Origin of the sequence: Ectopseudomonas composti, from assembly GCF_900115475.1 — a bacterium.
GTDB lineage: Bacteria > Pseudomonadota > Gammaproteobacteria > Pseudomonadales > Pseudomonadaceae > Aquipseudomonas > Aquipseudomonas composti.
The window spans coordinates 656008-681629 of record NZ_FOWP01000001.1; the positions used below are offsets into that span (position 1 = coordinate 656008).

Below are 25622 nucleotides of genomic sequence, written 5' to 3' on the forward strand. Positions count from 1 at the left end.
CAGTTAGAGCGCGTTTTCTAATCTATCGCGGCATACTTCTGCCCCACGGACCAGCTTGCTTAACTTCAAAAACTCGGGTAACCAAGGAACTGGCAGGTTCCCTGCATTTGGCTGTGCCAGGTGCAACGAAAGATGCGGACTCGATCCGCCCCCGGTTAACCCGAGCAGTACCAGGCCCTGTGTCGCCGCGCGCCCCCGCAGGCCGGTATTCGTCTCAGGACAATGGAGCGTCGTAGATGAGTGATAAGAATAACGAAGACCTGAAACGCCAGGCCTCGGAAAACACCCTGGGACTCAACCCGGTGATTGGCATCCGCGGCAAGGATCTCCTGACATCTGCCCGCATGGTGCTCACCCAGGCACTCAAGCAACCCTTTCACAGCGCCAAGCACGTCGCTCATTTCGGCCTTGAGCTGAAGAACGTCGTGCTCGGCCAGTCCGCGCTCAAGCCTGAAGACGGCGACCGCCGCTTCGCCGACCCCGCCTGGAGCCAAAACCCGCTGTATCGCCGCTACCTGCAGACCTACCTGGCCTGGCGCAAGGAGCTGCACGACTGGATCGAGCACAGCTCGCTATCCGAGCAGGACGCCAGTCGCGGCCACTTCGTGATCAACCTGATGACCGAAGCCATGGCACCAAGCAACAGCATGGCCAACCCAGCAGCGGTCAAGCGCTTCTTCGAAACTGGGGGCAAGAGCCTGCTCGACGGCCTCTCGCACCTGGCCAAGGACATGGTGCATAACGGTGGCATGCCGAGCCAGGTCAACATGGAAGCCTTCGAGGTCGGCAAGAGCCTGGCCACCACCGACGGTGCCGTAGTGTTTCGCAACGACGTGCTGGAGTTGCTGCAGTACAAGCCGATCACCGAGAGCGTGCACGAGCGCCCGCTGCTGGTGGTACCGCCGCAGATCAACAAGTTCTACGTCTTCGACCTGTCGCCGGACAAGAGCCTGGCGCGCTTCCTCCTGCGTAGCCAAGTGCAGACCTTCGTGGTCAGCTGGCGCAACCCGACCAAGGCGCAGCGCGAGTGGGGGCTGTCCACCTACATCCAGGCGCTCAAGGAAGCCATCGACGTCATCTGCGCCATTACCGGCAGCAAGGACGTCAACATGCTCGGCGCCTGCTCCGGCGGCCTGACCACCGCGTCGCTGCTCGGCCATTACGCAGCGCTTGGCCAGCAGAAGGTCAACGCCCTGACCTTGCTGGTCAGCGTGCTCGATACCCAGCTCGACACCCAGGTGGCCCTGTTCGCCGACGAGAAGACCCTGGAGGCCGCCAAGCGCCGCTCCTACCAGGCCGGCGTGCTGGAGGGTAGCGACATGGCCAAGGTGTTCGCCTGGATGCGCCCCAACGACCTGATCTGGAACTACTGGGTCAACAACTACCTGCTCGGCAACGAGCCGCCGGTGTTCGACATCCTCTACTGGAACAATGACACCACGCGCCTGCCGGCCGCGCTGCACGGCGAATTCATCGAGATGTTCCAGACCAACCCGCTGACCCGTCCGGGCGCGCTGGAAGTCTGCGGCACACCGATCGACCTCAAGCAGGTCACCTGCGACTTCTTCGTCGTCGCCGGCACCACCGACCACATCACCCCGTGGGACTCCTGCTACAAGTCGGCCCACCTGTTCGGCGGCAAGTGCGAATTCGTGCTGTCCAACAGCGGCCATATCCAGAGCATCCTCAACCCGCCGGGCAACCCCAAGGCGCGCTACATGACCAATAGCGAGATGCCGCTGGACCCGAAAGCCTGGCAGGAAAGTTCGACCAAGCACGCCGACTCCTGGTGGCTGTACTGGCAGACCTGGCTGGCCGAACGCTCGGGCAAGACCAAGAACGCACCCACTGCACTGGGCAACAAGAAATTCCCGGCCGGCGAGGCCGCCCCGGGTACCTACGTACACGAACGCTGATCTGGCGCCTCTGGCGCCATTCTGCCCGCGGCACTGGGAAGTGCCGCACGTCACGACGGCCTGGCCGGGCGTGACGAACCAGGCTAGCCCTGGTCATTCTGGAAGCGGCCAGGATCGTCGCCTCCAGCGCTCAACTCCATAGGGGCTGCGCCCATGCCGCAACCATTCGTATTCCGCACCATCGATCTCGATGGGCAGACCATCCGCACGGCAGTGCGGCCGGGCAACAGCCAGTTGGTGCCGCTGCTGATCTTCAACGGCATCGGCGCCAACCTGGAGCTGGTGATGCCCTTCGTCGCCGCCCTCGACCCGGAGCTGGAAATCATCGCCTTCGACGTTCCCGGCGTTGGTGGTTCATCGACTCCGGCCACGCCCTACCGGTTTCCCGGCCTGGCCAAGCTTGCGGCACGCATGTTGGACTACCTCGACTACGGTCAGGTCAATGCCATCGGCGTGTCCTGGGGCGGCGCCCTGGCCCAGCAGTTCGCCCATGACTACCCCGAGCGCTGCAAGAAGTTGATCCTCGCCGCCACCTCGGCTGGCGCGGTGATGGTGCCGGGCAAGCCCAAGGTGCTCTGGCGTATGGCCAGCCCGCGGCGCTACGTGCAACCGTCCTACGGCGTGCGCATCGCCCCGGACATCTACGGCGGCGCCTTTCGCCGCGATCCCAAGTTGGCCATGGCGCATGCCAGCAAGGTGCGCTCGGGCGGCAAGATGGGCTACTACTGGCAACTGTTCGCCGGCCTCGGCTGGACCAGCATCCACTGGCTGCACAAGATCCGCCAACCGACGCTGGTGATGGCTGGCGACGACGACCCACTGATCCCGCTGATCAACATGCGCCTGCTGGCCTGGCGCATTCCCAACGCCGAATTGCACGTCATCGACGATGGCCACCTGTTCCTGGTGACCCGCGCCGAAGCGGTGGCACCGATCATCATGAAGTTTCTCGAAGAGGAACGGCATCGCGCGGTGATGCACCCGCAGCCAACACCTGTGCGCCAGCACTAGCAAACCGTTCGAAAACGTAGGCGAAGACTGCATGGATGCAGGAGGTAGAGCGATGCAGGAAGCCAAAGCCGAAGTAGCTTTCTGACGGCTTGTTGACCCGCACCAGCTTAGTGCGCAATGTTGGGCGTGCTCGAAGAAGGGGCCGGTAACGGCCCCTTCGATTTTCCAGCCAGTGCTCTGGGACGGACCTCCCGCGCGTTTGGTACAGGGCTTGCTGCACATCGTGCACAAGCACAAGGTGCGCGTCAGGCAGTCCGCGCCATGAAAGTCTCTTGCAGGTCGTTTTCAACGGCTTGCCAGGCGGTTTGACGATGGAGTGTTACACCATGCGAGACAAGTCGAACCCGGCCTCACTGCCGGCACCTGCCAGTTTCATGAACGCCCAGAGCGCGGTAGTGGGCGTACGCGGTCGCGATCTGTTATCCACCATGCGCCTGCTGGCCGCCCAGGGCCTGAAGAACCCGGTGCGCAGCGGGCGTCACCTGCTGGCCTTCGGTGGTCAGCTGGGCCGGGTGCTGCTCGGTGACACGCTGCACAAGGTCAATCCGCAAGACGCGCGTTTCGCCGATCCAACCTGGCACCTCAACCCCTTATACCGCCGCAGCCTGCAGGCCTACCTGGCGTGGCAGAAGCAACTGGCGGCCTGGATCGACGACAGCGACCTGTCAGCCGATGACCGCGCCCGCGCGCGCTTTCTCGCCGCGCTGATGAGCGACGCGCTGTCGCCCTCCAACAGCCCGCTCAACCCGCAGGCGCTCAAGGAGCTGTTCAATACCGGTGGCAGCAGCGCCTTCAAGGGCTTGCGCCATCTGCTCGACGACCTGCTGCACAACGATGGCATGCCCAGCCAGGTCACCAAGCATGCCTTCGAGGTCGGCCGTAACCTGGCCTGCACCCCTGGTGCAGTGGTGTTTCGCAACGAGTTGCTGGAACTGATCCAGTACAAGCCGATGAGCGAAAAGCAGTACCTGCGCCCACTGCTGATCGTGCCGCCGCAGATCAACAAGTACTACATATTCGACCTGTCCAACGACAAGAGCTTCGTCCAGTACGCACTGAAGAATGGCCTGCAAACCTTCATGATCAGCTGGCGCAACCCCGATCCACGGCATCGCGAGTGGGGCCTGTCGAGCTATGTGCAGGCGGTCGAGGAAGCCGTCGACGCCTGCCGCGCGATCACTGGCAGCAAGGACGTCAACCTGCTCGGCGCCTGCGCCGGCGGCCTGACCAGCGCCGCCCTGCAGGGCCACCTGCAGGCGCGTCGGCAATTGCGCAAGATCGCCAGCGCCACCTACATGGTCAGCCTGCTCGACAGCCAGATCGACAGCCCGGCCATGCTCTTTGCCGACGAAGAAACCCTGGAGTCGGCCAAGCGCCGCTCCTACCAGCAAGGTGTGCTGGACGGTCGCGACATGGCCAGGGTCTTCGCCTGGATGCGCCCCAACGACCTGATCTGGAACTACTGGATCAACAACTATCTGCTCGGCAAGCAGCCGCCGGCCTTCGACATCCTCTACTGGAACAACGACAACACCCGTCTGCCCGCTGCGCTGCATGGCGATCTGATCGATTTCTTCAAGCACAACCCGCTCAGTCGCGCAGGCGGCCTTGAAGTCTGCGGCACGCCGGTGGACCTGGCCAAGGTCAACGTCGACAGCTTCAGCGTGGCCGGCATCAACGATCACATCACGCCCTGGGACGCGGTCTACCGTTCAACCCTGCTGCTCGGCGGCAACCGCCGCTTCATCCTGTCCAACAGCGGCCATATCCAGAGCATTCTCAACCCGCCGGGCAACCCCAAGGCCAACTACTACGAGAATGCCAAGCTCACCTCTGACCCGCGTGCCTGGTACCACGACGCCCAGCACCAGCAGGGCAGTTGGTGGCCGCAATGGCTGGAATGGATTCAGGCGCGCTCCGGCGAGCAACGTGAAACCCTCATGGCCCTGGGTAACCAGAACCATCCGGCCATGGAAGCGGCGCCCGGCACCTACGTGCATATCCGTTGAAGTGGCATACCACGAAGGCCCAGCGTCAGCAAAGCCTGCGCGGTATGCCCGCATCCCTCATCCGGCGCTTCGCGCCACCTTCTCCCCGAGGGAGAAGGATTAGAGGCGTCACTACGCGACTTTTACTAAAGGGATGGCCGGCAGCAGCGCGGCCAGTTATCGTCAGCCCTTCGCGCCCAGCCGAACAAGAAGCCAAGGATGAAAACCCGCGAACGCATTCTGCAAACCGCCCTGCAGCTGTTCAACGAGCAGGGTGAGCCCAACGTTTCGACCCTGGAGATCGCCAACGAGCTGGACATCAGCCCGGGCAACCTCTACTACCATTTCCATGGCAAGGAACCGCTCGTGCTGGAGCTGTTCGAGCGTTTCCAGGGCGAGATGGCACCATTGCTCGACCCACCAGCCGAAGCCCAGCTGGACGTCGAGGATTACTGGCTGTTCCTGCACCTGATCGTAGAACGCCTGTCGCAGTACCGCTTTCTCTTCCAGGATATGTCCAACCTGACAGGGCGTCTGCCAAAACTGGCGCGCGGCATTCGCCATTGGCTCAACGCCCTCAAGCGCACCCTGGCGGCGCTGCTCGCCCGTTTGATGGCCGATGGGCAACTGAACAGCGGCACACAGGCGCTCGGCCAACTGGTCGAGCAGATCACCCTGACCCTGCTGTTCTCCCTCGACTACCAGCGCATCCTTAACCAAGAAGGTGAAGTGCGCCTGGTGGTGTACCAGATCATGATGCTGGTGGCACCGCACCTGAACCAGCCCTCACGCGGCACCGTCGAGCACCTGGCACAGCGTTATCTGGAAGCCTGATACACGGCCGTGCGCTGGCCGCAGGACGGGTGAAACCCGCCAGAACGCAAATGGCGAGTTACACCCACCCTACAAACCTGAGGCACATCCTCGGTTGCTGCGCATGGCGAGCCTTACAGCCTGAAATGAAAACGCCCGGCACTAGGCCGGGCGTTTTTGATCCTGAGAAACTCAGGACGAAGTGGCTGGGGTTGCCGCAGTGGCAGCCGGAGCCGGTGCAGCGGCCGGGGTAGCAGCGGCAGCCGGGGCTGGAGCGGCCGGCTTCGGTGCAGCTGCCTTGGGCGCAGCAGGCTTTTTCGCAGCCGGTTTCTTCGCCGCAGCCGGTTTGGCCGCAGGCTTGGCTGCTGGCTTGGCGGCTGCTGCAGGCTTGGCAGCGGGTTTCGCTGCAGCCTTGGCGGCCGGCTTCGCCGCGGGCTTGGCCGCAGGTTTAGCTGCTGGCTTCGCGGCAGCTTTCGCAGCGGCAGGTTTGGCGGCTGGCTTGGCTGCTGCTTTAGCAACTGGCTTGGCGGCCGGTTTTGCAGCGGGTTTGGCAGCAGCTTTCGCAGCCGGCTTGGCAGCAGCCTTGGCGGCGGGTTTCGGCGCGGCTTTGGCAGCAGGCTTGGCGACCGACTTGGCCGACACACCTGTGATTTTCTCCAGCTGCTTGGTCAGGCTGTCGACCTTGTCGTTCAACGCCTTGACCTCGTTGCGGCTGGGTACGCCCAGGCGCGAGATGGCATTGTTCAGACGCTTGTCGAAAGCCTCTTCCAGCTCGCCCCATTTGCCGATCGCCTTGCCCCGGACTTCATCGACCTTGGACTTGGCGGAACCGACCTTGGAACCGACACCGGTTTTAACTGCATCAACCTGCTTATCGACTTCGCTCTTGGCTAGTTTCTCAGCCTTCTCGCCATCCTTGACCAGCGTATCGAACAGCTTGGTGCCGTCCTTGCTGACCTTGGAATAAGCGCCCAAGCCTGCCAACCAGATCTGACGCGAGTATTTCTCGACCTCGCCGATCCAGGAGCTGGTCTGTTTCTCGGTTTTCTTCTTAACAGCCATCCTGATCTCCTTATTTGGTACGCGCGACATGCTCGAGCAACGCGCTCAGCTCATCCAGCTTAGCAGAGAGTCCTTCAACATCCTGCTTGGACGGAATGCCGATACGGTTCAGAGCGGAAGCCACACGAGTATCGAAAGCCTTCTCGATCTTGTCGAGTTGAACTTCGACTTTGCCTTTAACGCTGGTGACATTGCTGTTGACCGACTGCTTGACCGATTCGATCTGGCTGTTGGCGGCTTCTACCTGCTCGTCGACCAGCTTCTTGCCTTTGCTCTCGACGCCTTCACCGGCCTTGACCAGTTCCTTGAAGTATTCAGCCCCCTCGACACCCGCCTTGGCGTAAGCGCCCAGACCAGCGAGGTAGATCTTGCGGGCATAGCCCTTCACGTCGTCGAACAGACCGGCTTTGTCTTCGACCACGGTTTCTACTTTTTTCTTCACGGATACTTTCGACATGGTGCACCTCACGCGCTTTGACAGTTAGCGGAAACGCCCACGGAATGCAGGCTTGGGTACACCCTAAGGAGAAAAATTAGAAATCGCATACTAAGAGCAGGCGACAGCACGCATGCTCAAGCACCCCAGCGAAGGTGCGCACAGCGCACCCTACCGGCTTGCTGCCGCTCTCAGGCCAGCGACTTGTCCAGCACCTGTTCGATTTCACGCTGAATCATGCCGCCCATGGGCGACAACAACAGCCCAAGTTTGAGCTCCACGCGCACGGTATCCTCACCCACCGCGATGCTGCCATCGGCACCGCTGCGCTTGAACTCCAGGGTGTCGCCATTCCAGCGATAGCGCACGTCGTACTCGCTGGCCAGGCGTTCGGCCAGGCGCTCGGCCTTTTCACGGGCGGCCTCACGGCCGAGAGAGTGGGATCGTTCGACACGAATGCGGGACATGACAGCTCCTCAATCAGGCAGACGCCGCAGCACTGCGGCATGAAGTCACAGCACTCTAACAGCCCGCCAACCCACCTGGCACCCAGGCAAGACAAAGGCGGCAGGCGGCTTTAGAATGGCGAGGTTTTTTACCTGGTGAGAGCGACATGAGCGATCCACGCAAGGCCAACGAGCAGGAACCTACCACCCACTTCGGTTTCCAGGATGTGCCGGAAAGCCAGAAGGCGGAGAAGGTAGCGGAAGTCTTCCATTCGGTGGCGGCCAAGTACGACCTGATGAACGACGTGCTGTCCGGTGGCCTTCATCGCCTGTGGAAGCGTTTCACCATCGAGCTGTCCGGCGTGCGCACGGGCAATCGTGTACTGGATATCGCCGGCGGCACCGGTGACCTGACCCGCAAGTTCGCCAGCATCGTCGGCCCGACCGGCGAAGTGGTGTTGGCAGATATCAACGAATCCATGCTCAAGGTCGGCCGCGACCGCCTGCTGGACAAGGGCGTGGCCGGCAACGTGCAGTTCGTTCAGGCCGATGCCGAGAAGCTGCCGTTCCCCGACAACCACTTCGACGTGGTCACCATCGCCTTCGGCCTGCGAAACGTCACCCACAAGGAAGACGCCCTGCGCTCGATGCTGCGCGTACTCAAGCCCGGCGGCCGCCTGTTGGTGCTGGAGTTCTCCAAGCCCGGCAACCCGCTGCTGGCCAAGGTCTACGACACCTATTCGTTCAGCTTCATGCCGCTGGCCGGCAAGCTGATCAGCAATGACTCGGAAAGCTACCGCTACCTCGCCGAATCGATCCGCATGCACCCGGATCAGGAAACCCTCAAGGCGATGATGGTCGACGCCGGCTTCGAGCGCGTCACTTACCACAACATGACCGGCGGCATCGTCGCCTTGCACCGCGGCATCAAGCCTTAATGCTCATAACCGGACTGCTGGCAGGCGTCGAAACGGGCCTCAACCGGGTTCTCGGCCTCGATGGCACGGCCTTGCCACGCCTGCAGGCACTGAGCGGCAAGGTCATCGCCGTGCATTGCCAGAGTCCCGCCCTGGAGCTGTTCATCCTGCCCAGCGGTGATGGCCTGCAGTTGGCATCACAGTGGCACGCACCGGCCGACTGCACGCTCACCGCACCAGCCGCCAGCCTGGCACGCCTGGCCCTGAGCCGCGAAAAGACAGCCGTATTGCACCGCCCGGAAGTCTCACTCGATGGCGACAGCGCGGTGCTGCTGCAGTTGGCCGGCATCCTCCAGGACCTGGAGCTGGACTGGGAATACGAAATTTCGCGCTGGGTCGGCCCGGTGGCCACTACCCTGCTCGCTGGCCACCTGCGTAGCCGAGTCAACCTGGCCACTAACGGCGCCGCCAGCCTCAAGCAGGACCTGGCCGATTACCTGGCCGAAGAGTCACGCACCCTGGTAGGTCAGCGCGAAGCCGATGTGCGCTTCGCCGAGCTGGACCAACTCAAACTCGCCCTCGACCGCCTGGAAGCACGCATCGAGCGCCTCACTTCTGCCAATAAGTCCGACGCATGAAGCTGCTTGCCGTTCGCCGTCTGCTGCGCATTCAGCGCGTAGTCATCCGCTATCAACTGGACGAAATGCTCTTCGAGCTGCCGCTGCCATTCTGGTTGCGCGCACTGTCCTGCCTCCTGCCCTGGCGCTGGCTGCCACGCAAGCCGCTCGACCTGTCGCGCGGCGCACGCCTGCGCCTGGCGCTCGAAGACCTCGGCCCGATCTTCATCAAGTTCGGCCAACTGCTGTCCACCCGCCGCGACCTGATGCCGCCGGACATTGCCGATGAACTGGCGCGCCTGCAGGATCAGGTACCGCCCTTCCCGGAAGCGCAGTCCATCGCCCTGATCGAGCGCCAGCTCGGCGCGCCAGTGAGCGAACTGTTCGCCCGCTTCGACAGCCAGCCGCTGGCCTCGGCTTCGGTCGCACAGGTACATGCTGCGCAGCTCAAGACGGGCGAGGAAGTGGTGGTCAAGGTGGTGCGCCCAGGCCTCAAGCCGGTGATCCGCCAGGACCTGGCCTGGCTGTTCTTGATCGCCCGCATCGCCGAGAAAGCCTCGGCAGACGCCCGCCGCCTGCATCCGGTGGAAGTGGTCAGCGATTACGAGAAGACCATCTACGACGAACTCGACCTGCTGCGCGAGGCGGCCAACGCCAGCCAGCTGCGGCGCAATTTCGACGGTTCGCCGCTGCTCTACGTCCCGCAGGTGTACTGGGACCTGTGCCGCCACCAGGTGTTGGTGATGGAGCGCATCTACGGCATTCCGGTCACTGACCTGGCGACCCTGGCCGACCAGCGCACCGACATGAAGCTCTTGGCCGAACGTGGTGTGGAGATCTTCTTCACCCAGGTGTTCCGCGACAGCTTCTTCCACGCCGACATGCACCCCGGCAACATCTTCGTCAGCACGCGCACTCCCTGGAGCCCGCAGTACATCGCCATCGACTGCGGCATCGTCGGCAGTCTTACCGACGAGGACCAGGACTACCTGGCGCGCAACCTGCTGGCGTTCTTCAAGCGCGACTACCGCAAGGTCGCGCAACTGCATATCGACTCCGGCTGGGTGCCGGCAGAAACCAAGGTCAACGAATTCGAGGCCGCTATCCGCACCGTTTGCGAGCCGATCTTCGAGCGGCCACTGAAGGACATCTCCTTCGGTCAGTTGCTGCTGCGCCTGTTCCAGACTGCACGTCGCTTCAACATGGAAGTCCAGCCACAACTGCTGCTGCTGCAGAAGACCCTGCTCAACATCGAGGGCCTCGGCCGCCAGCTGTATCCGGATCTGGACCTGTGGAGTACCGCCCAGCCCTTCCTCGAGCGCTGGATGCGCGAACGCATCAGCCCCCTGCACCTGCTGCGCAACCTGCAACAACAGGCCGAGCAGGTGCCACACCTGTCACAGATTGCCCGCGATACTCTGGATCGCCTGCAGCAATCACAACGCGAAGAACAGCGCCCGAGCAGCGGCCACTGGCCGCTACGCCTGCTCGGTGCGGCCCTGATTGGCGCCGGCACCATTCAGGGGCTGGCGCCGCTGCTCGCAGCCTGGCCCGCCTGGCTGATGGTCGGCGGCGGCCTCTATCTGGTACTGCGCCGATAGCCAGCTAGCGACGGCACTGGCACACTTGGCGAATTGACAGTCCGGCAGCCCCGGCAGACTTGGAACACCGATGAACGATTGGCTCGACGAAATCCGCTGGAACGAAGACGGCCTGGTGCCGGCCATCGCCCAGGATCACCAGACCGGCCGCATTCTGATGATGGCCTGGATGAACCGCGAATCCCTTTCCCTTACCGTCAACGAGCAACGCGCCATCTATTGGTCGCGCTCGCGCGGTAAGCTGTGGCGCAAGGGCGAGGAGTCCGGCCACGTGCAGAAACTGCATGAACTGCGCCTGGACTGCGATGCTGACGTGATCGTGCTGATGGTCGAACAACTGGGCGGCATCGCCTGCCACACGGGCCGCGAAAGCTGCTTTTACCGCGTTTACGAGAATGGCAACTGGAAAACCGTTGAAGCGGTACTGAAAGATCCGCACGCCATCTATGCAGGACACAGTCATGAGTGACACGCTTGATCGCCTGGCCGAAGTACTGGAGTCGCGCAAGGGCGCAGCGCCCGATAGCTCCTACGTGGCCAGTCTGTATCACAAGGGTCTGAACAAGATTCTGGAAAAAGTTGGCGAGGAGTCGGTGGAAACCATCCTCGCTGCCAAGGACGCCGCTACCAGCGGTGATTGCAAGGATCTGATCTACGAAACCGCTGATCTGTGGTTCCATAGCCTGGTCATGCTCGCCGCACTCGGTCAGCATCCCCAGGCCGTGCTGGATGAACTGGATCGCCGTTTCGGCCTCTCCGGCCACGCGGAAAAAGCCGCGCGACCGCAATCCGAATAAACCTTCATAACGGAGTACATATCATGGGTTTTGGTGGTATCAGCATCTGGCAACTCCTGATCGTCCTGCTCATCGTGGTCATGCTGTTCGGCACCAAGCGCCTGAAGAATTTGGGCTCGGATCTGGGCGACGCGATCAAGGGCTTCCGCAAATCGATGGACAACGCCGAGGCCGACAAACCGGCCGTGGAAGAGCCCAAGGGCCAGACCATCGACGCCCAGGCACGCAAGGTCGAAGAGCCGGCGAAGAAAGACTAAGCCATGTTCGACATCGGTTTTACCGAGCTATTACTGGTCGGTCTGGTGGCCCTGGTGGTGCTCGGCCCCGAGCGCCTGCCTGGTGCAGTGCGCACAGCCAGCCTGTGGATCGGCCGGATCAAGCGCAGCTTCAACTCGATCAAGGCCGAGGTGGAACGCGAGATCGGCGCCGATGAGATTCGCCGTCAGTTGCACAACGAGCGGATTCTCGAACTCGAGCGGGAAATGCAGGCGATGAAGCAGGACATTCTCGGCACCGGCAAAAGCGACAATCCGCCAGCAGAGAACAGCGCCAAACCGACCGCCGACACGACCCCGAGCGTTCAGGACAAGAGTCCCCTGCCATGAGCAATAATCCACAAGCCGACCAGGAAATGCCCCTGGTCTCGCACTTGGCCGAGCTGCGTACTCGCCTGCTGCGCTGCGTCGTGATCATCCTGCTGATCTTCGCCGGCCTGTTCTACTTCGCTCAGGATATCTACGCCTTGGTGGCGGCACCGTTGCGTGCCTATCTGCCGGCGGGCGCGACGATGATCGCAACCGGTGTCGCCTCGCCGTTCCTCACGCCATTCAAGCTGACACTGATGTGTGCATTGTTTCTCGGCATGCCAGTGATCCTGCACCAGATCTGGGGCTTCATCGCCCCAGGGCTTTACACCCACGAACGCCGTATCGCGGTACCGCTGCTGGTTTCCAGCATCTTCCTGTTCTATGGCGGCATGGCCTTCGCCTACTTCGTGGTGTTCCCGATCATGTTCGGTTTCTTCGCCAGTGTGACGCCGGAAGGCGTGGCGATGATGACCGACATCGGCCAGTACCTGGACTTCGTCCTGACCCTGTTCTTCGCCTTCGGCGTGGCCTTCGAGATCCCCATCGCCACCTTCCTGGTGATCTGGGTCGGGCTGGTCGACGTCGCCACGCTGCGCAAGAGCCGCCCCTACGTGATCGTCGGCTGTTTCGTGGTCGGCATGGTGCTGACGCCACCGGACGTGTTCTCGCAGACGCTGCTGGCCGTGCCGATGTGGCTGCTGTTCGAAAGCGGCCTGCTGGCTGGCGCACTGGTCAAACGCAAACGCGATGAGGAGCAGGCCGAGGAACAGACTGAGCCCGAAGACCAGCCGCCCGCGCCACTATCGTGAACCTCCTGCTGCTGGAAGACGCCGATTTTGTCGGCGTCGATCGGGCTCGTCTCACCGGCCGACGCCTGAAACATCTGCATGAGGTGCATCGCGCCGAAGCCGGTGACCGGCTGCGCGTTGGCCGCCTCGGCGGGATGATGGGCGAAGGTCATCTGCTTGTGCTGGATGCCGAGCATGCCGAGCTGCAGATCAGCCTCGACCAGTCGCCACCGACCAAGCTGCCACTGACCCTGATCCTCGCCCTGCCCCGACCGAAGATGCTCAAACGCGTGCTGCAAACCGTCAGTGCCATGGGCGTAGCGCGCCTGGTGCTGGTCAACAGCTATCGCGTGGAGAAGAGCTTCTGGCAGACGCCATTCCTCGAGGCCGAGGCGATCCGCGAACAGCTGATCCTCGGCCTGGAACAGTCGCGCGATACCGTGCTGCCCGAGGTGAGCATCGAGAAGCGCTTCAAACCCTTCGTCGAAGATCGACTGCCAGCCCTGGCGGCAGGAACACTCGGCCTGACCGGCCACCCAGGTGATTACCCAGACTGCCCGCGTGCCGTGCAAGGCCCGGTAACCCTGGCCATCGGCCCAGAAGGCGGCTGGATTCCCTACGAAGTCGAACTACTGCGTGAAGCCGCAGGCCTGCGGCCGGTGCAGCTCGGCGAGCGAATCTTGCGAGTGGAGACAGCCGTGCCAGCGTTGCTGGCCAGGTTGTTCTGATCGCCCCTCTGAACCGCTGGTGCGCGCGGCGCACCCTACGGGCGGTGGACAAGCTTCGCGTTGTCCACCCGCACAGCGCTGATTGGTTCCCACAGGGAAGTGGCATGCCTGCTTTTTCCAGCGCATCCACGCTCTTGTGGGAGGGGCTTTAGCCGCGAAAGCTGTGAAGGTGCCTTGAGGACTGGTCGCGCCCTCAACGCCAGGCTCACACCTCCAACAAGAAGGTCACCGGCCCGTCGTTGACCAGATGTACCTGCATGTTGGCACCGAAGCGTCCGGTGGCGACCTGTGGATGCTGGACACGGGCCAGCTCGACCAAGCCGTCGAACAGCGCAGCACCTTGCGCAGGTGGTGCGGCACTGGAGAAGCCAGGGCGCATGCCGCTTTTGGTATCGGCCGCCAAAGTGAACTGCGAGACCAACAGCAAACCGCCCTGCACATCCGTCAGCGAGCGATTCATCTTGCCAGCCTCATCGCTGAATACGCGGTAATTCAGCAGTTTGTGCAATGCGCGATTCAGGCTGGCCTGATCGTCCTGCGGCTCAATGCCGATCAGTGCCAGCAGGCCCTGATCGATGCTGCCCACTACCTCACCGTCGACCTCGACACGTGCACCAGTGACGCGCTGGATCAGCAGCTTCATGCATCCTCCGGCGGCAAATCGAGCAGACGCCGAGCCATCTGTTCAGCCGCACGGATCAGCGCGTCTGTGATACCCGGCTCCGCCGCCGAGTGGCCGGCATCACGGATGATCTGCAGCTCACTGTTGGGCCAGGTCTGATGCAGCGCCCACGCGTTGTCCAGCGGGCAGATGGCATCGTAACGGCCATGCACGATGATGCCCGGCAGGTGAGCGATCTTCGGCATGTCACGGAGCAACTGGTTGGGTTCGAGAAAGGCGTCGTTGACGAAGTAGTGACATTCGATACGGGCGATGGACAGTGCGCGATGGGCGTCACTGAAGCGCTCGACCACCTGGGAGTTCGGACGCAGCGTGGCAGTGCGCCCTTCCCAGGTCGACCAGGCCTTGGCCGCGTGCATCTGGGCGATCTGATCGGCGCCGGTCAGACGCTTGTAGAAGGCCTTCATCAGGTCGCCACGCTCTTCTGCCGGGATCGGCGCGACGTAGTCTTCCCAGTAATCGGGGAACAGCCGGCTGGCGCCTTCCTGATAGAACCAGCTGAACTCCTGCGGCCGGCACAGGAAGATGCCCCGCAGGATCAGCCCATGCACGCGCTGCGCATGCGCCTGGGCATAGGCCAGCGCCAGGGTAGAACCCCATGAGCCGCCGAACAGCACGAACTTGTCGATACCCAGATGCTCGCGAATGCGCTCGATATCGGCGATCAGCGCCTGGGTGGTGTTGCTCTCCAGGCTCGCGTGCGGTGTGGAACGGCCACAACCGCGCTGGTCGAAAGTGACGATACGATACAAGGCAGGATCGAAATAGCGGCGGCTGGCTGAATCGCAGCCAGCGCCGGGGCCACCATGGATAAACAGTACCGGCAACCCATCCGCCGAGCCGCTCTCGTCGACGTACAGCACGTGCGGCGGCTCGACCGCCAGTTCGTGGCGGGCATAGGGTTTGATCTCCGGATACAAAGTCTGCATGGTTGGCTCCTGTTGGCTGGGCTACAACTGCCGTGTTCCACTCTGCCCGGCATCATAACCATGAAAAGGAAGTTCAGCATGTCGATGCGTCATCTGGCTGGCTCGCTGTTTATCTCTCTCACCCTTCTGCTCGCCGGCTGTGGCGCTGATGACGACCCGCAGGCAGCCTTGGAAGCCGCCGTTCAGCAACTGCAGGACAATATCGAAGGCAAGAGCACCGGCGCGGTGCTGGATCAATTGCATGGTGATTTCCTGGCCCGCCAGGAGCTCGACCGCGAGTGGGCCAAACGCACCATGACCCTGCTGTTTCTGCGCCACAAGAACATCAAGGTGATCGCTCTGGGCAAGAACAGCTGGATCGATCCGGCCATCAGCAGCAAGGGCTACACCGAGACGCAAGTGGGCCTGAGCGGCGCCGAAGGATTGATTCCCGATAGTGCACGACACTATTCGGTGAAATTGGAATGGTGGCTGGACGGCGGGGAATGGAGGCTGGCGCGCCTGGACTGGGAGTAAAGGCGTAGCCCACCCCACTGACCTGACCCGGATTAAGTCCGGGCTAAGCGTATCCGCGCCTGTGCAGGAGCCGGCTTGCCGGCGATCCTCGATGCTCGATGCTCGCCATCTGATCTGATCGCGAGCAAGCTCGCTCCTACAGGGGCTGGTCTAACGTACCCAGTTAGCCGAGACAATCCGGGCTACAGGCGTGTCAATCGGCCGAACGCCAGATCAGGTCCGAGGTAACGTAGCCCTGCTCACGGGCAACGCTGAGCAACTTGTCGCGGGTTTCCTGATCCACTTCCGGGGTGCGCGACAGCAGCCACAGGTATTTGTGCTCCGGGTGGCCGACCAACGCCACGCGGTAGTCCTCGTCGTGATAGATCACCCAGTAGTCGCCCTTGATCGGCAGCAGCTTGCTGGCCCAGTTGTCGAAGCGCACCCACAGCTTGTCGGTTTGCCCTTCGACCTGGGGCTCGGCAACACCCTTGGCCTCGATCCATTCACCGTCCTTGTCGCGGCAACGGTTGGTGACGTCGATGCGGCCATCGTCACGCAGACCGTAGTGCGCCTCGGATTGCACGCAGTTGCGCTGGAAGAACATCGGCAACCGCGCCAGCTCGTACCAGGTGCCCTGGTAACGCTGCAGGTCGACCTGCATGGTCTGTGGTGGCGGTTTCTGAATGCTGCCGGTACCGGAGTTGGCACAGCCAGCTAGGGCGAGAACGGCGCTGGCGATAAGGATCAAACGCATGGAAGCTCCTGTTTACTTGAGTCCCTTGCCGGAGAACAGCATGACCTTGTCTCCGGCGTACTGGACGCTGATGTAGGCCTTGTCGTCGCCCCAGGTGCAGCTGGTCATCCCCAACGCACCGGCGCATTCGCCCGGAGCACCGAGCAGGCTTTCCACTTCCTGCTTGCTCATGCCCGCTTTGAGCTTGGAGTAGTTTTCCTGATTGAGCTTGCTGCAGGCGGCAAGCAGACAGCAGGCGAGCAACGCGACGATACGCATCGACATGGATGAAGCTCCTGATGAGAAGGTGCCAGCAAGCTTGGCATAGCCGGCGACGACTTGCCCGATTGGAGTTCAGAAACGCGAGCCGGGTTCCCGCAGGAAGGCTTGCTCCTCGTCGCTGGAGGCACGACCGAGAATCGCATTGCGATGGGGAAAACGACCGAAGCGGGCAATCACCTGCTGATGGCGCTCGGCAAAATCGAGGAAGTTCGCGAACAATGGCTGCTCATTGGTAGCGGCTTCGACCAGCAGCTCACCAAACAGCTCGACCGCGCGGTTCTGCAAGGGCAGATCCTCGGCATGCTCGAAGATCAGGTAGGCAAAGACGCGCTGGATAGGCGTCAGCTGACGATCCCAGCCGCGATACAGGCCATCACTCAGCAGTTGCCGAGCCAGTGGGTCACCCGCAAATGCCCGCGGCGTGTCGCGAAAGATCATGCGCGGCAGCTGATCGAGCAGGATCAATTGCGCCAGCCAACCGTGCGGATCGTCCGTCCAACCCTGCAGCTCGCCAGCCAGAGCCTGCTCGACCAGCACGCCGAAACGCGCCTCGGCCTCACGGTCCTGGCTGTCGCGCTTACCGAACCACAACCCCTGGCGCGCCGCTGCCACCTCGGTGGCAGTGCCGTGATCGGCACCGAACCACCAGTCGAGCAGCGGCTGCCAGGCTTGCATCAGTTGCGGTGGTAGGCGGTGATGCGCAGCACTTCTTCTTTCGAGCCGAGGTAGACCGGCACGCGCTGATGCAGCGAAGTAGGCTGAATATCGAGAATACGCTGGCTACCGTCGGTTGCAGCGCCACCGGCCTGTTCGATGATCATCGACATCGGGTTGGCCTCGTACATCAGGCGCAGCTTGCCCGGCTTGTCCGGCTCGCGAGCGTCACGCGGGTACATGAACACGCCACCACGGGTGAGGATGCGATGCACATCGGCCACCATCGAGGCGATCCAGCGCATGTTGTAGTTACGCCCCAGCGGCCCGGTTTCACCGGCCAGCAGCTCGGAGACGTAACGCTGCACCGGGGCTTCCCAGTGGCGCTGGTTGGACATGTTGATGGCGAATTCCTTGGTGGATTCCGGCACCTTGATGTTGTCGTGGGTGAGCACGAAGCTGCCCAGTTCGCGATCCAGGGTGAAGCCCTTCACGCCGTCGCCGAGGGTCAGCATCAGCATGGTCTGTGGGCCATAGATGGCGTAGCCGGCCGCGACCTGCTGGGTACCCGGCTGGAGGAAGGCTTCCTCGCCCAGGTCGCCGGTCTGGCCATTGCGCTCAGGGCAACGCAGCACGGAGAAGATGGTGCCGACCGAGACGTTGACGTCAATGTTGCTGGAGCCGTCCAGCGGGTCGAATACCAGCAGGTAGGCACCTTTCGGGTACTTGCCGGGAATCTGGTAGGCGTTGTCCATTTCCTCGGAGGCCATGCCGGCCAGGTGACCACCCCACTCGTTGGCTTCCAGCAGAATTTCGTTGGAGATCACGTCGAGTTTCTTCTGCACTTCGCCCTGCACGTTCTCGCTGTCCAGGCTGCCCAGCACGCCGCCGAGGGCGCCCTTGGAGACCTGATGGCTGATCGCCTTGCAGGCCCGCGCCACGACTTCGATAAGGAAACGCAGGTCGGCCGGGGTGTTGTGGCTGCGAGTCTGCTCGATCAGGTAGCGGCTCAGGGTGACGCGGGACATGGACGGCTCCGAAAAGGGAAAAATCGCGCGCAGTTTAACCCGAGTCGCCGCGCAATGCTGCCTGCTGGGATGGATGGCTGAGATTGGCGTCTGCCAGCAGGTCGCAGACGCGGTTACGTCCGTCGCGTTTGGCCTGGTAAAGCGCAGCATCAGCAGCTTGCAGCAACTCGTCGAGCGCCTGCCCCTGTTCAGGCCAATAGGCCAGCCCGGCGGACAGGGTCACACGCTGGTCACCGCCACGGGTGGCGACATCCTGAGCGGCCAGCTGCGCGCAGATACTCTGCAGGCGCTCACGGGCTTCACCAGGGTCGGCCCCCGGCAATATCAGCAAAAACTCCTCGCCACCGATACGAAACACCGCATCGGTGCTGCGCAGATTGTCCAGCAGGTGCTGGGCAACGGCCTTGAGCACGTCGTCACCGACCAGATGCCCGCATTCGTCGTTGAGGCGCTTGAAATGATCGAGATCGATCAGGGCCAGCGCCAGTGGCAGGTTCTCGCGCTGTGCCCTGGCCAGCTCGCGGGCGAAGAATTCGTCCAGGTAGCGGCGGTTGTACAGCCCGGTCAGCGGATCGCACAGGGCCTGCTCGCGCAGTTGCTCATGCAGGCTGGAGATGGTGCGCAGGCGCTCCTCGCTGAGTGCCAGCGCCTCGGCCAGCTTGAGTTCACTGAGGTGGCGCTGGGTCACGTCACGGATGTAGAGCATATGGCCGAGCAGCGTCGGGCCGTGGCGTGTGGCGCGCTGGATGGCCCGCACGCGTACCTCGTAGTAGCGCGCGGCGCTGGTCAGCGTCAGCGGCAGGTCCTGCTCGGCATTACTGCTTTCTTGCAGCAGTTGCCGCAGGTCGGCGCCGAAGACCGGCCACTGCCCCAATGCAGTGCCTTGCCATCCCGATTGCAGACCCGCGAGCTTCAGCGCCGCCGGGTTGGCCTCGATCACTCGCCCACGCGGGTCGATCACCAGCACCGGGTCGAGCAAGGCTTCGAGCAGCAGATGACGAGCCACCGGCAACAGATCGAACAGGCGCACACCGACAATCAGCCAGGAGAACGCCATCAAGGTGAACGCGAAGCTGAAGGGCGTTGGATCGAAGCCGAACAGGGTCACACCGAACCCTACATAAGCGATGTTGGCCACCCAAGGCACCGCTGTCACCAGCACGAAAGCCAGGTAGTGGCGCCGATGCAGTCCCTGGCTTAGCGCCGCGGCACGCGTTACCACGCCCATGCAGAAGGCCATGAACAGGTAGACGTAGACGGCAGTGGCATAGAACAGCGGGCCATGCTCGTAGCGCACCGGCGCGCCCAGGCTGGCGTCGATCGGTGCACTGCCAGCACCGTAGAACAGGCCGTGCCAAGGATTACTCAGCGCCAAAACCCAGACCGCCAGCGGCACCAGGCTCAGCCCGAGGATGCTGCTGCGCGCCAGCGGCGTGCGCATGCTGTTGACGTATTGCCAGAGGAAAACCGCCCAGAACGTGGGCGTGGAAACGATGCCGGGCCAGGCCATGCTGGCCCAGAACATCTTGCAGTCAGCGCCGAGGAAGGTCATTTCCAGCGCTGCAGCCACCATCCACCAGAGGCTGGCCAGATGCAACAGGATGAAGCTGTCACGTCCGGGGAAATCGCGCTGGCGAGTGACCCAGTGCGCCAGCAGGACCACGCCGAGACACACCAGCAGCGTCACCAGCACCGGTGCCGAAAGGCTCCAGCCGGAAGCCAGGCAGGCTTGCATCAACGGAACCTCCGTCGGGGGGCGGCGAAGCGAGTCGAGGTACGCAAGCAGGGCGGGCCTTCCTGACCAGAGTAGAGGGCGCGGCGCACCCGAAACTGCTCACGACTCACAACGCGGCGCTACTTCCCGACCGACGAGACCGTGAACACTGCCTACGATACTGCAAAAGATCAGCTTAGACAGTAATGACGTGCATTCTCGATTTCAGCACTCAGCCCTTGTCAGGCCTGCGCAACAGGCTCGCCGCCATGCCGGCCAGCAAGGCCACGCCCAGTAATAAAACGGCCCACAGCCCCCAGCGCTTCCAGTCCGTGTTCGGGGCAGCCGGCACATCCGCAACGGCAGTCTGAGCGGTGCTGGCGTCGACCTCGGCACGCGCCAGCGCAGCCAGGCGCTCGGCCGAATAGTCGGGAATCAGCGTGCTGATGGGCAGCGCTGCCGAGGTCACAGCGCTGCGCCCCACTACCAAGCGATAGGGCGGCTCGCCACGAGCGAGGAAAACCAGCTGCGTAGCGCGTACCGCAAACGCCGCCGTGGGCGCCTGCTGGCCCAGACCACCACCGCGCGCATCGACCTTCAGACGCAGTTGGCGCACCGGCCAGCCCGGCAAGGACAGCTCGTCCAGACGAACCTCGCGGCCATCCTGCGGCAGGCGATAGAGCACGCCATTGGTCAGCGCCCGCCAGGGATCCTGCTCACGCGAGCGCGCCTCAAACCAGACCGGCGCCAGGGTATTGGGCTCATCCAGAGTGATGCGCACTCGCTCCAGCGGCAGTGCTTGCGGCAGCTGCCATTCATAACGGCCATCACCCACAGCTTGTGCGGACATGGGTTCAGACCAGACCAGCGGCGCCGGGCTGCTCGACTGACGGCGGCTGCGCAGCGTCACCGCGTCCAGCTGTGGCGCCTGTTGCGGACTGTGCCAGAGCAGGCGCAGGTAACGCGCAGGCTGGGCCGGCAGCTCCACCTGGCGCTGGTCGATACGCTCTTCACCGAAGCTCAGGCGCGCCACCTGCCCCTCGCCCCAGCTACGCCAGTGCTGCAGATCATCGCTGGCTTCGATGGAAAAGCGCTGAAAGCCCTCCTCGCCACCACTCCAGCTCAGGTTCAGGCGCACCAGCGGCGCGTCGATGGCACTGGCATCGAGCAACCAACCACGCAGTTGACGCTGCGCTGTCGCCGGCTGGTCATCCGTCAATTCGATCAGCGTGCCATCGGTACTGCGCTGCACGCGCAGCCGTGGCACGCCGCCCTGCTGCGCATCGGCATGCAGCGGAAACCAACGCACGCCGTGCTCCTGCTCTTGATCGCGTGACTCACCCTGGCCAGCCAGCAGCGCATAAGCCTGCGCCTGGCCCTGCGCGTTGAAAATACGCAGGTCGCGCAGATCGCCATGCTGCGCGGCGTAATGCACAGCCATGGGCAGCTCCACGCGATACCAGGGGCCGCTGCCCTCCAGGGTCAGCGGCATCTGCTGGCGATAGTCCTGTGGGCGCTCTTCGGCTTGTACGCTGGTAATCAGCGCCAGGCTCATGGCCACTACCGCAGTGATGATTCTCACGACAACGACTCCTTGTTCGGGGCGGCTTCCTCGGCCTTGCGCGGTGGCAGCGGGGCAAAATAGCCCACCACCAACAGCAGCACGCCGACGCCGATGAACGACACGATCCGCTCCAGGCCACCGCGGTTGCCCAGTTCGACGAAGAACAGCTTGGCCACCACCAGGGCGATCAGTGCGGCGCCGACCAGCCACAGCTCGCGGCGCACGCGCAGGTGACCGAACAGCATCAGCGCCAGGGCGATCAGCGTCCAGACGATGGACCAACCGGCCTGCACCAACATCGAATCGAACAGCGCCGAGCTGTGCCAGGGCACGCCGCCCCAGTGATGGGCCGTGCGCATCACCATCACGGTCAACAGGGCGAACAGCGACAGCCCTGCAACGCCCTGCACCAATTGCTGTGCACGTTCAGGTTCCAGACCAAAGCGCGGCAGCGCATCGCGAGCCCAGACGAACAGCGCACCCAGGCACAGCAGCAAACCCAGCTCCAGCGGGTTGATGAACGGCAAGTACGGCAGCGGATCGCTGTCACCGGCACTGTTGGCATTGGCCAGCCAGAACCAGGCGAGCATCAATGCCGCCAGCGGCGCCGCCGCCCATAGCCGGTACTCGCGCTCGAAGCTGACCACCGGCCAGGGCAAGCGACGTGCCTGTGCCATGCCCCACAGGTAGGCGGTCGGCAACAACGCCCAGCCCAGCCAGCGCCAGGCGTTGTAGTGCTCGGACAGGCTCAGCAGCAGATAGCGCAGCTCCAACGCCAGCACGCCGAGCAGCAACCAGCAACCGAGCACATGGGCGACGCTGGCCGCGTTGCTCGGCAGCAGCGCGTTCAAGCGCCTTAGTATCAATAGGTGCGCGGCAATCACGGCGATCCAACCCAGCCAGCCAAAGTTCGCGGCCGGGTGATAGAACGGATGCCAGGCATAAGCCAGGATCAAACCTGCTACCGGCGCCAGCAGGCTGCACAGCATGGCCAGGTCGCGCCAGCCGGTGCGCAGCGCCAGCAGCATCCAGGCCAGGCTCGACAGGGCGGCCAGGACCAGCAGCGCGCTGGCCTGCAGATCAACGCTAACGAAGCGCATTACCTCACTGGCCAAGGCCAGCGCCCACCAGGCCGCACCCCAGGCCAGCAAGAGCTGCCCCAGGCGCTGCAGACTGACGCCATCGATCCCCGTCTCGCGCCCGCTACGGGCCAGGCTGTGCAGGCGCCATGCGCCGATCTGCGCGGCCAGGCCGAGCACGGCCGGTGTCCAGAAGCCGGTGTGTGCCAGCGGCGCAAGACCCTCGCCACTGATGCCCGACAGCAGCAACGGCCCAGCCGCCAGGAAGGCCAGACCGGCGAATAGCTGCAATACCAGGCTGAACAGGAACGCCGCGCGCTGCTGCAGGTAAAGCGCCAGCCACAGAATCAGCAGGCCCGTACCGCCCCACACCGCGGCAGCCGCCACCCAAGGCAGCACGAACAGCACCGCCAGGTTGATGAACACCAGGCCCACCAGCATCACCATGGACAATGCACCGAGCAGGCGGCGGTTCTCACGAATGTGTGGGTCACGCGCGGCCAGCAGCATGCCGGCGATCAGACCGAAACCCACCATCGACGCCGCCAGCAGACCGAACCAGCCGCCGCTGAAGCCACCACTGCCGAACAGCGAATCCAGCGCCATCTGCCCAAGGAACAGCAGGCCACCGAGCAACTGGATGGCGAAGGCGCTGTAGACGAAGCTCGGCGCGGCGATACGCAGACCGATGAACAAGGTCGCCAGGCCTGCCAACGCCCAGGCAATGGCAGTGCCGGGCGCCTCGAACAGCAGCGGTGCGATCAGGTAGATGAAAGCCAACCCGGCCAGGCCCAGCCAAGGCAGTAGGCGGTTTTCCCAGGCGCTGGCCGCCTGCGGTGCCTGGCGCAGCTGCCAATAGCTGAACAGCAGCGCCGCACCGAGCATCAGAGCGCCCAGCGGCGAACCGTCAAGCAGGCTGCCGTAGCCGTAATCCAGCCCACTGATAAAGGCCAGAGCCGCTCCCATCTGCAGCAGCAGGGCAAAAGCACGCGCCAGCGGCCGGCCCTGACGCAGGCCCAACCAGAAGATGCCGGCGCCCTCCACGGCCCAGGCCGCCGCCGTCCAGCGCGCGTCGAGCCCGAGCGGAATGGCCAGGCTGGCGAATACCACGCCGAGCGCCAGGCAGGTTTCCACCAGCAGCAGTGCGCGGTCGCCAGCACGCGCCTTGAGCACCCGTGCCAGCAGCAGGTAGAACAGCCCCAGACCGAGGGCGCTGAACGCCGCGGCGAACTCGATATGTCGCACCAATGCGACCTGCAGGCCGAAGCCGACCAGCGGCGGGCCGAACAGTGTGGTGGCATCGACATAGTCGCCACGGCGCAGCGACCAGCGCAGCAGCTCGTCACGCGCTTCGGGTGCATCCGCCGCGTCACGCAGAGTGCGACGGGCAAACAGCAGGCCGATGACCACGTACATCAGGAAGAACAGCACCAGGAATGGCTCGGTGCTCCACAGCAGTTCTGGCGTGTAGGAGCGCAGCCCCCAAGCGAAGCCAATGCCGAAGGTGCCGACGAAACCGATCAGGTTGAGCAGGCGCCATGCCTTGAACCAGGCGATGGCGAAGATGCCGGCGTTGAGCAGGGCGAAGTAGGAGAACAGCGCGACATGGTTGCCGCTGCCGGTAGAGGTAAGGATCGGCGCGGCGAAGCCGCCGAGCGCCGCCGCAGCCGCCAGGCCGAGGGCATTCTGCTGTACAGCGAGAATCGCCGAGAACAGCGTCACCGCTACCAGCAAACCGAGCGCCATGCCCGGATCGAGCAGCGGATGCAGGCGCATGGCGGCGAATACTGTCAGGTACAGCACGGCGATGCCGGTGCCCTGCAGCACCAGGGCATAACTGCGGTTGCGCCGGCGCAGCCACCAGCCCAGGCCAAGCAAGGCCAAGGCACTGGCCGCGACGCCCATGTAGCGCAGCTCGACCGGCACCTCGACGCCTTCGGTGGCGTAACGCAGGAGGAAGGCCAGACCGAGGAACAGCAGCACCACGCCAACCCGCAGCACGGTGTTGCCGCCAAACAGCCAGGCCTTGGCCGCGGCGATACCACGCTCGATCAGGTTCGGTTCACGTGGCGCCTGTTCGCGCCAAGGGCTTTGCTGCGCTGCCGGTTGAGGCTGGTGAGCGACCTGGGCAGCCAGCGGTGCAGGCTCGTCGATAGATTGTGGCGTTTCGATTTCCGGCAATGGATCCAGCGTCCAGTCCAGTTCAGGCTGGGGCTCCTCGGCAAAGACCGGTTCGAGCCGGGGCTCGGGCGCAGCACTGACAACAGGCTCAACAGGCACGGGAGGCGGGGCCGGCTCCGGCCCGCTTCGCTCGCCCTGCTCGACCTTGACCAGCCGCTCGTGAATAGAACGCGTACCGCGGTCGAAGCGCTCGGCGAAATCCTTGAGCTGCGCGACCAGTTGAGCATTACGCTGCTCCAGCCCTTGCAGACGGAACGCCTGGCCCAGACTGAGGCCGATCAAGCCGCCGAGAAGTGCGCCGGTGACCGATTCGCTGACGCCCGCACCGAGCACCAAACCGACCAGCATGAAGATCCATTGCATGCGTTATGTCCCAATCCTGAGAAAGAGGTCGCCTCGCACTCCTGCTGCCGCCCGAGACGGGCACCAGTATAGGAGTCGCACCAACCAACACCCAGAGAGACGACTGCCAAGCCGTTCACAGGCACAACGGAAAGCGATCAGCCGCCAGCCGGTGCTTCACAAACGCCACGCGCCCGCTATCATCGCCGCCCCGTGACAGCAGCGGCGC

Annotated in this window: 26 protein-coding genes; 14 read left to right on the top strand and 12 right to left on the bottom strand. The window is 63.5% G+C overall.

The window, feature by feature from the left end; all coding sequences use genetic code 11:
* The first annotated feature begins 236 nt into the window (after positions 1-236).
* From phaC (BM059_RS02875) to BM059_RS02890, 4 genes are all read left to right on the top strand, one after another.
* Complete coding sequence (gene phaC, locus BM059_RS02875; protein ID WP_037004562.1) at positions 237-1916, top strand: class II poly(R)-hydroxyalkanoic acid synthase; 1680 nt, start codon at positions 237-239, stop codon at positions 1914-1916.
* A 153-nt stretch (positions 1917-2069) separates the two neighbouring features.
* Positions 2070-2927, top strand: a complete 858-nt coding sequence (phaZ, locus tag BM059_RS02880; protein ID WP_017678527.1) for a poly(3-hydroxyalkanoate) depolymerase — start codon at positions 2070-2072, stop codon at positions 2925-2927.
* A 326-nt stretch (positions 2928-3253) separates the two neighbouring features.
* Positions 3254-4936 (top strand): class II poly(R)-hydroxyalkanoic acid synthase, encoded by a 1683-nt coding sequence (gene phaC / locus BM059_RS02885; protein WP_074936600.1) that lies wholly within the window; start codon positions 3254-3256, stop codon positions 4934-4936.
* Positions 4937-5134: 198 nt separating this feature from the next.
* Positions 5135-5749, top strand: a complete 615-nt coding sequence (locus BM059_RS02890; RefSeq protein WP_037004560.1) for a TetR/AcrR family transcriptional regulator — start codon at positions 5135-5137, stop codon at positions 5747-5749.
* Positions 5750-5920: 171 nt separating this feature from the next.
* Here BM059_RS02890 and BM059_RS02895 read toward each other — a convergent pair whose 3' ends face one another.
* The 3 genes from BM059_RS02895 to BM059_RS02905 all read right to left on the bottom strand — a co-directional run bounded on the left by BM059_RS02895 (position 5921) and on the right by BM059_RS02905 (position 7693).
* Positions 5921-6790, bottom strand: a complete 870-nt coding sequence (locus tag BM059_RS02895) for a phasin family protein (RefSeq protein ID WP_074936601.1) — start codon at positions 6788-6790, stop codon at positions 5921-5923.
* 10 nt (positions 6791-6800) lie between these two features.
* A complete protein-coding gene (locus tag BM059_RS02900) occupies positions 6801-7247 on the bottom strand; it encodes a phasin family protein (RefSeq protein WP_037004553.1) in 447 nt (148 codons plus the stop codon).
* Between the two features lie 170 nt (positions 7248-7417).
* Positions 7418-7693, bottom strand: a complete 276-nt coding sequence (locus BM059_RS02905) for a polyhydroxyalkanoic acid system family protein (RefSeq protein ID WP_017678522.1) — start codon at positions 7691-7693, stop codon at positions 7418-7420.
* 146 nt (positions 7694-7839) lie between these two features.
* Between BM059_RS02905 and ubiE the strand changes: the two genes are divergently transcribed.
* The 9 genes from ubiE (at position 7840) to BM059_RS02950 (ending at position 13707) form a co-directional block, all read left to right on the top strand.
* Complete coding sequence (ubiE, locus tag BM059_RS02910; RefSeq protein ID WP_037004552.1) at positions 7840-8610, top strand: bifunctional demethylmenaquinone methyltransferase/2-methoxy-6-polyprenyl-1,4-benzoquinol methylase UbiE; 771 nt, start codon at positions 7840-7842, stop codon at positions 8608-8610.
* A complete protein-coding gene (locus BM059_RS02915; RefSeq protein ID WP_074936603.1) occupies positions 8610-9227 on the top strand; it encodes a ubiquinone biosynthesis accessory factor UbiJ in 618 nt (205 codons plus the stop codon). The genes ubiE and BM059_RS02915 overlap by 1 nt, the downstream gene beginning before the upstream one ends.
* Positions 9224-10807: a ubiquinone biosynthesis regulatory protein kinase UbiB gene (gene ubiB, locus BM059_RS02920; RefSeq protein WP_074936604.1), complete on the top strand. Its 1584-nt coding sequence runs from the start codon at positions 9224-9226 to the stop codon at positions 10805-10807. The genes BM059_RS02915 and ubiB overlap by 4 nt, the downstream gene beginning before the upstream one ends.
* Positions 10808-10877: 70 nt before the next feature.
* Entirely contained in the window at positions 10878-11276 is a 399-nt protein-coding gene (hisI, locus tag BM059_RS02925) for a phosphoribosyl-AMP cyclohydrolase (RefSeq protein ID WP_037004546.1), read from the top strand.
* Complete coding sequence (locus BM059_RS02930; protein ID WP_037004543.1) at positions 11269-11604, top strand: phosphoribosyl-ATP diphosphatase; 336 nt, start codon at positions 11269-11271, stop codon at positions 11602-11604. The genes hisI and BM059_RS02930 overlap by 8 nt, the downstream gene beginning before the upstream one ends.
* A gap of 23 nt (positions 11605-11627) precedes the next feature.
* On the top strand, positions 11628-11861 hold the full coding sequence (gene tatA, locus BM059_RS02935) for a twin-arginine translocase TatA/TatE family subunit (protein ID WP_037004541.1): 234 nt from the start codon (positions 11628-11630) through the stop codon (positions 11859-11861).
* A 3-nt stretch (positions 11862-11864) separates the two neighbouring features.
* Positions 11865-12209, top strand: a complete 345-nt coding sequence (gene tatB / locus BM059_RS02940; protein WP_074936606.1) for a Sec-independent protein translocase protein TatB — start codon at positions 11865-11867, stop codon at positions 12207-12209.
* Entirely contained in the window at positions 12206-13000 is a 795-nt protein-coding gene (gene tatC / locus BM059_RS02945; protein WP_037004534.1) for a twin-arginine translocase subunit TatC, read from the top strand. Before tatB ends, tatC begins: the two co-directional genes overlap by 4 nt.
* Complete coding sequence (locus BM059_RS02950) at positions 12997-13707, top strand: 16S rRNA (uracil(1498)-N(3))-methyltransferase (protein WP_074936607.1); 711 nt, start codon at positions 12997-12999, stop codon at positions 13705-13707. Before tatC ends, BM059_RS02950 begins: the two co-directional genes overlap by 4 nt.
* 205 nt (positions 13708-13912) lie before the next feature.
* On the opposite strand, the gene dtd is transcribed toward BM059_RS02950, so the two are convergent.
* A complete protein-coding gene (gene dtd, locus BM059_RS02955) occupies positions 13913-14350 on the bottom strand; it encodes a D-aminoacyl-tRNA deacylase (protein WP_074936609.1) in 438 nt (145 codons plus the stop codon).
* The gene (pip, locus tag BM059_RS02960; protein ID WP_074936611.1) at positions 14347-15318 is read right to left on the bottom strand and encodes a prolyl aminopeptidase; all 972 of its coding nucleotides are present in this window, start codon (positions 15316-15318) and stop codon (positions 14347-14349) included. The genes dtd and pip overlap by 4 nt, the downstream gene beginning before the upstream one ends.
* Before the next feature lie 78 nt (positions 15319-15396).
* Between pip and BM059_RS02965 the strand changes: the two genes are divergently transcribed.
* Positions 15397-15834, top strand: coding sequence for a hypothetical protein (locus BM059_RS02965; RefSeq protein WP_074936613.1), 438 nt, complete (start codon positions 15397-15399; stop codon positions 15832-15834).
* Positions 15835-16027: 193 nt separating this feature from the next.
* Here BM059_RS02965 and BM059_RS02970 read toward each other — a convergent pair whose 3' ends face one another.
* The 7 genes from BM059_RS02970 to BM059_RS03000 form a co-directional block, all read right to left on the bottom strand.
* Entirely contained in the window at positions 16028-16570 is a 543-nt protein-coding gene (locus tag BM059_RS02970; protein WP_037004518.1) for a lipocalin family protein, read from the bottom strand.
* 12 nt (positions 16571-16582) lie between these two features.
* Entirely contained in the window at positions 16583-16834 is a 252-nt protein-coding gene (gene bamE, locus BM059_RS02975) for an outer membrane protein assembly factor BamE domain-containing protein (RefSeq protein WP_037004513.1), read from the bottom strand.
* A gap of 69 nt (positions 16835-16903) precedes the next feature.
* The gene (locus tag BM059_RS02980) at positions 16904-17506 is read right to left on the bottom strand and encodes a DUF924 family protein (protein WP_074936615.1); all 603 of its coding nucleotides are present in this window, start codon (positions 17504-17506) and stop codon (positions 16904-16906) included.
* The gene (locus BM059_RS02985; RefSeq protein ID WP_037004510.1) at positions 17506-18513 is read right to left on the bottom strand and encodes a class 1 fructose-bisphosphatase; all 1008 of its coding nucleotides are present in this window, start codon (positions 18511-18513) and stop codon (positions 17506-17508) included. Before BM059_RS02985 ends, BM059_RS02980 begins: the two co-directional genes overlap by 1 nt.
* Before the next feature lie 34 nt (positions 18514-18547).
* A complete protein-coding gene (locus BM059_RS02990) occupies positions 18548-20248 on the bottom strand; it encodes a histidine kinase N-terminal 7TM domain-containing diguanylate cyclase (protein WP_074936617.1) in 1701 nt (566 codons plus the stop codon).
* A gap of 211 nt (positions 20249-20459) precedes the next feature.
* Positions 20460-21782, bottom strand: a complete 1323-nt coding sequence (locus tag BM059_RS02995) for a DUF3999 domain-containing protein (RefSeq protein WP_074936813.1) — start codon at positions 21780-21782, stop codon at positions 20460-20462.
* Between the two features lie 23 nt (positions 21783-21805).
* Positions 21806-25414: a DUF2339 domain-containing protein gene (locus BM059_RS03000; RefSeq protein ID WP_074936619.1), complete on the bottom strand. Its 3609-nt coding sequence runs from the start codon at positions 25412-25414 to the stop codon at positions 21806-21808.
* Positions 25415-25622 lie beyond the last annotated feature (208 nt).

What these genes read in the sequence shown, in the direction of transcription:
- tatB (WP_074936606.1), top strand. Translation starts at nt 11,865, where the DNA reads ATGTTCGACATCGGTTTTACCGAGCTATTACTGGTCGGTCTGGTGGCC.
- BM059_RS02980 (WP_074936615.1), bottom strand. Translation starts at nt 17,506, where the DNA reads ATGCAAGCCTGGCAGCCGCTGCTCGACTGGTGGTTCGGTGCCGATCAC.
- bamE (WP_037004513.1), bottom strand. Translation starts at nt 16,834, where the DNA reads ATGTCGATGCGTATCGTCGCGTTGCTCGCCTGCTGTCTGCTTGCCGCC.
- phaZ (WP_017678527.1), top strand. Translation starts at nt 2,070, where the DNA reads ATGCCGCAACCATTCGTATTCCGCACCATCGATCTCGATGGGCAGACC.
- BM059_RS02890 (WP_037004560.1), top strand. Translation starts at nt 5,135, where the DNA reads ATGAAAACCCGCGAACGCATTCTGCAAACCGCCCTGCAGCTGTTCAAC.
- phaC (WP_074936600.1), top strand. Translation starts at nt 3,254, where the DNA reads ATGCGAGACAAGTCGAACCCGGCCTCACTGCCGGCACCTGCCAGTTTC.
- hisI (WP_037004546.1), top strand. Translation starts at nt 10,878, where the DNA reads ATGAACGATTGGCTCGACGAAATCCGCTGGAACGAAGACGGCCTGGTG.
- dtd (WP_074936609.1), bottom strand. Translation starts at nt 14,350, where the DNA reads ATGAAGCTGCTGATCCAGCGCGTCACTGGTGCACGTGTCGAGGTCGAC.
- BM059_RS02915 (WP_074936603.1), top strand. Translation starts at nt 8,610, where the DNA reads ATGCTCATAACCGGACTGCTGGCAGGCGTCGAAACGGGCCTCAACCGG.
- BM059_RS02930 (WP_037004543.1), top strand. Translation starts at nt 11,269, where the DNA reads ATGAGTGACACGCTTGATCGCCTGGCCGAAGTACTGGAGTCGCGCAAG.
- phaC (WP_037004562.1), top strand. Translation starts at nt 237, where the DNA reads ATGAGTGATAAGAATAACGAAGACCTGAAACGCCAGGCCTCGGAAAAC.
- BM059_RS02985 (WP_037004510.1), bottom strand. Translation starts at nt 18,513, where the DNA reads ATGTCCCGCGTCACCCTGAGCCGCTACCTGATCGAGCAGACTCGCAGC.
- tatC (WP_037004534.1), top strand. Translation starts at nt 12,206, where the DNA reads ATGAGCAATAATCCACAAGCCGACCAGGAAATGCCCCTGGTCTCGCAC.
- BM059_RS02900 (WP_037004553.1), bottom strand. Translation starts at nt 7,247, where the DNA reads ATGTCGAAAGTATCCGTGAAGAAAAAAGTAGAAACCGTGGTCGAAGAC.
- ubiB (WP_074936604.1), top strand. Translation starts at nt 9,224, where the DNA reads ATGAAGCTGCTTGCCGTTCGCCGTCTGCTGCGCATTCAGCGCGTAGTC.
- tatA (WP_037004541.1), top strand. Translation starts at nt 11,628, where the DNA reads ATGGGTTTTGGTGGTATCAGCATCTGGCAACTCCTGATCGTCCTGCTC.
- BM059_RS02990 (WP_074936617.1), bottom strand. Translation starts at nt 20,248, where the DNA reads ATGCAAGCCTGCCTGGCTTCCGGCTGGAGCCTTTCGGCACCGGTGCTG.
- pip (WP_074936611.1), bottom strand. Translation starts at nt 15,318, where the DNA reads ATGCAGACTTTGTATCCGGAGATCAAACCCTATGCCCGCCACGAACTG.
- BM059_RS02995 (WP_074936813.1), bottom strand. Translation starts at nt 21,782, where the DNA reads ATGAGCCTGGCGCTGATTACCAGCGTACAAGCCGAAGAGCGCCCACAG.
- BM059_RS02895 (WP_074936601.1), bottom strand. Translation starts at nt 6,790, where the DNA reads ATGGCTGTTAAGAAGAAAACCGAGAAACAGACCAGCTCCTGGATCGGC.
- ubiE (WP_037004552.1), top strand. Translation starts at nt 7,840, where the DNA reads ATGAGCGATCCACGCAAGGCCAACGAGCAGGAACCTACCACCCACTTC.
- BM059_RS03000 (WP_074936619.1), bottom strand. Translation starts at nt 25,414, where the DNA reads ATGCAATGGATCTTCATGCTGGTCGGTTTGGTGCTCGGTGCGGGCGTC.
- BM059_RS02905 (WP_017678522.1), bottom strand. Translation starts at nt 7,693, where the DNA reads ATGTCCCGCATTCGTGTCGAACGATCCCACTCTCTCGGCCGTGAGGCC.
- BM059_RS02970 (WP_037004518.1), bottom strand. Translation starts at nt 16,570, where the DNA reads ATGCGTTTGATCCTTATCGCCAGCGCCGTTCTCGCCCTAGCTGGCTGT.
- BM059_RS02965 (WP_074936613.1), top strand. Translation starts at nt 15,397, where the DNA reads ATGTCGATGCGTCATCTGGCTGGCTCGCTGTTTATCTCTCTCACCCTT.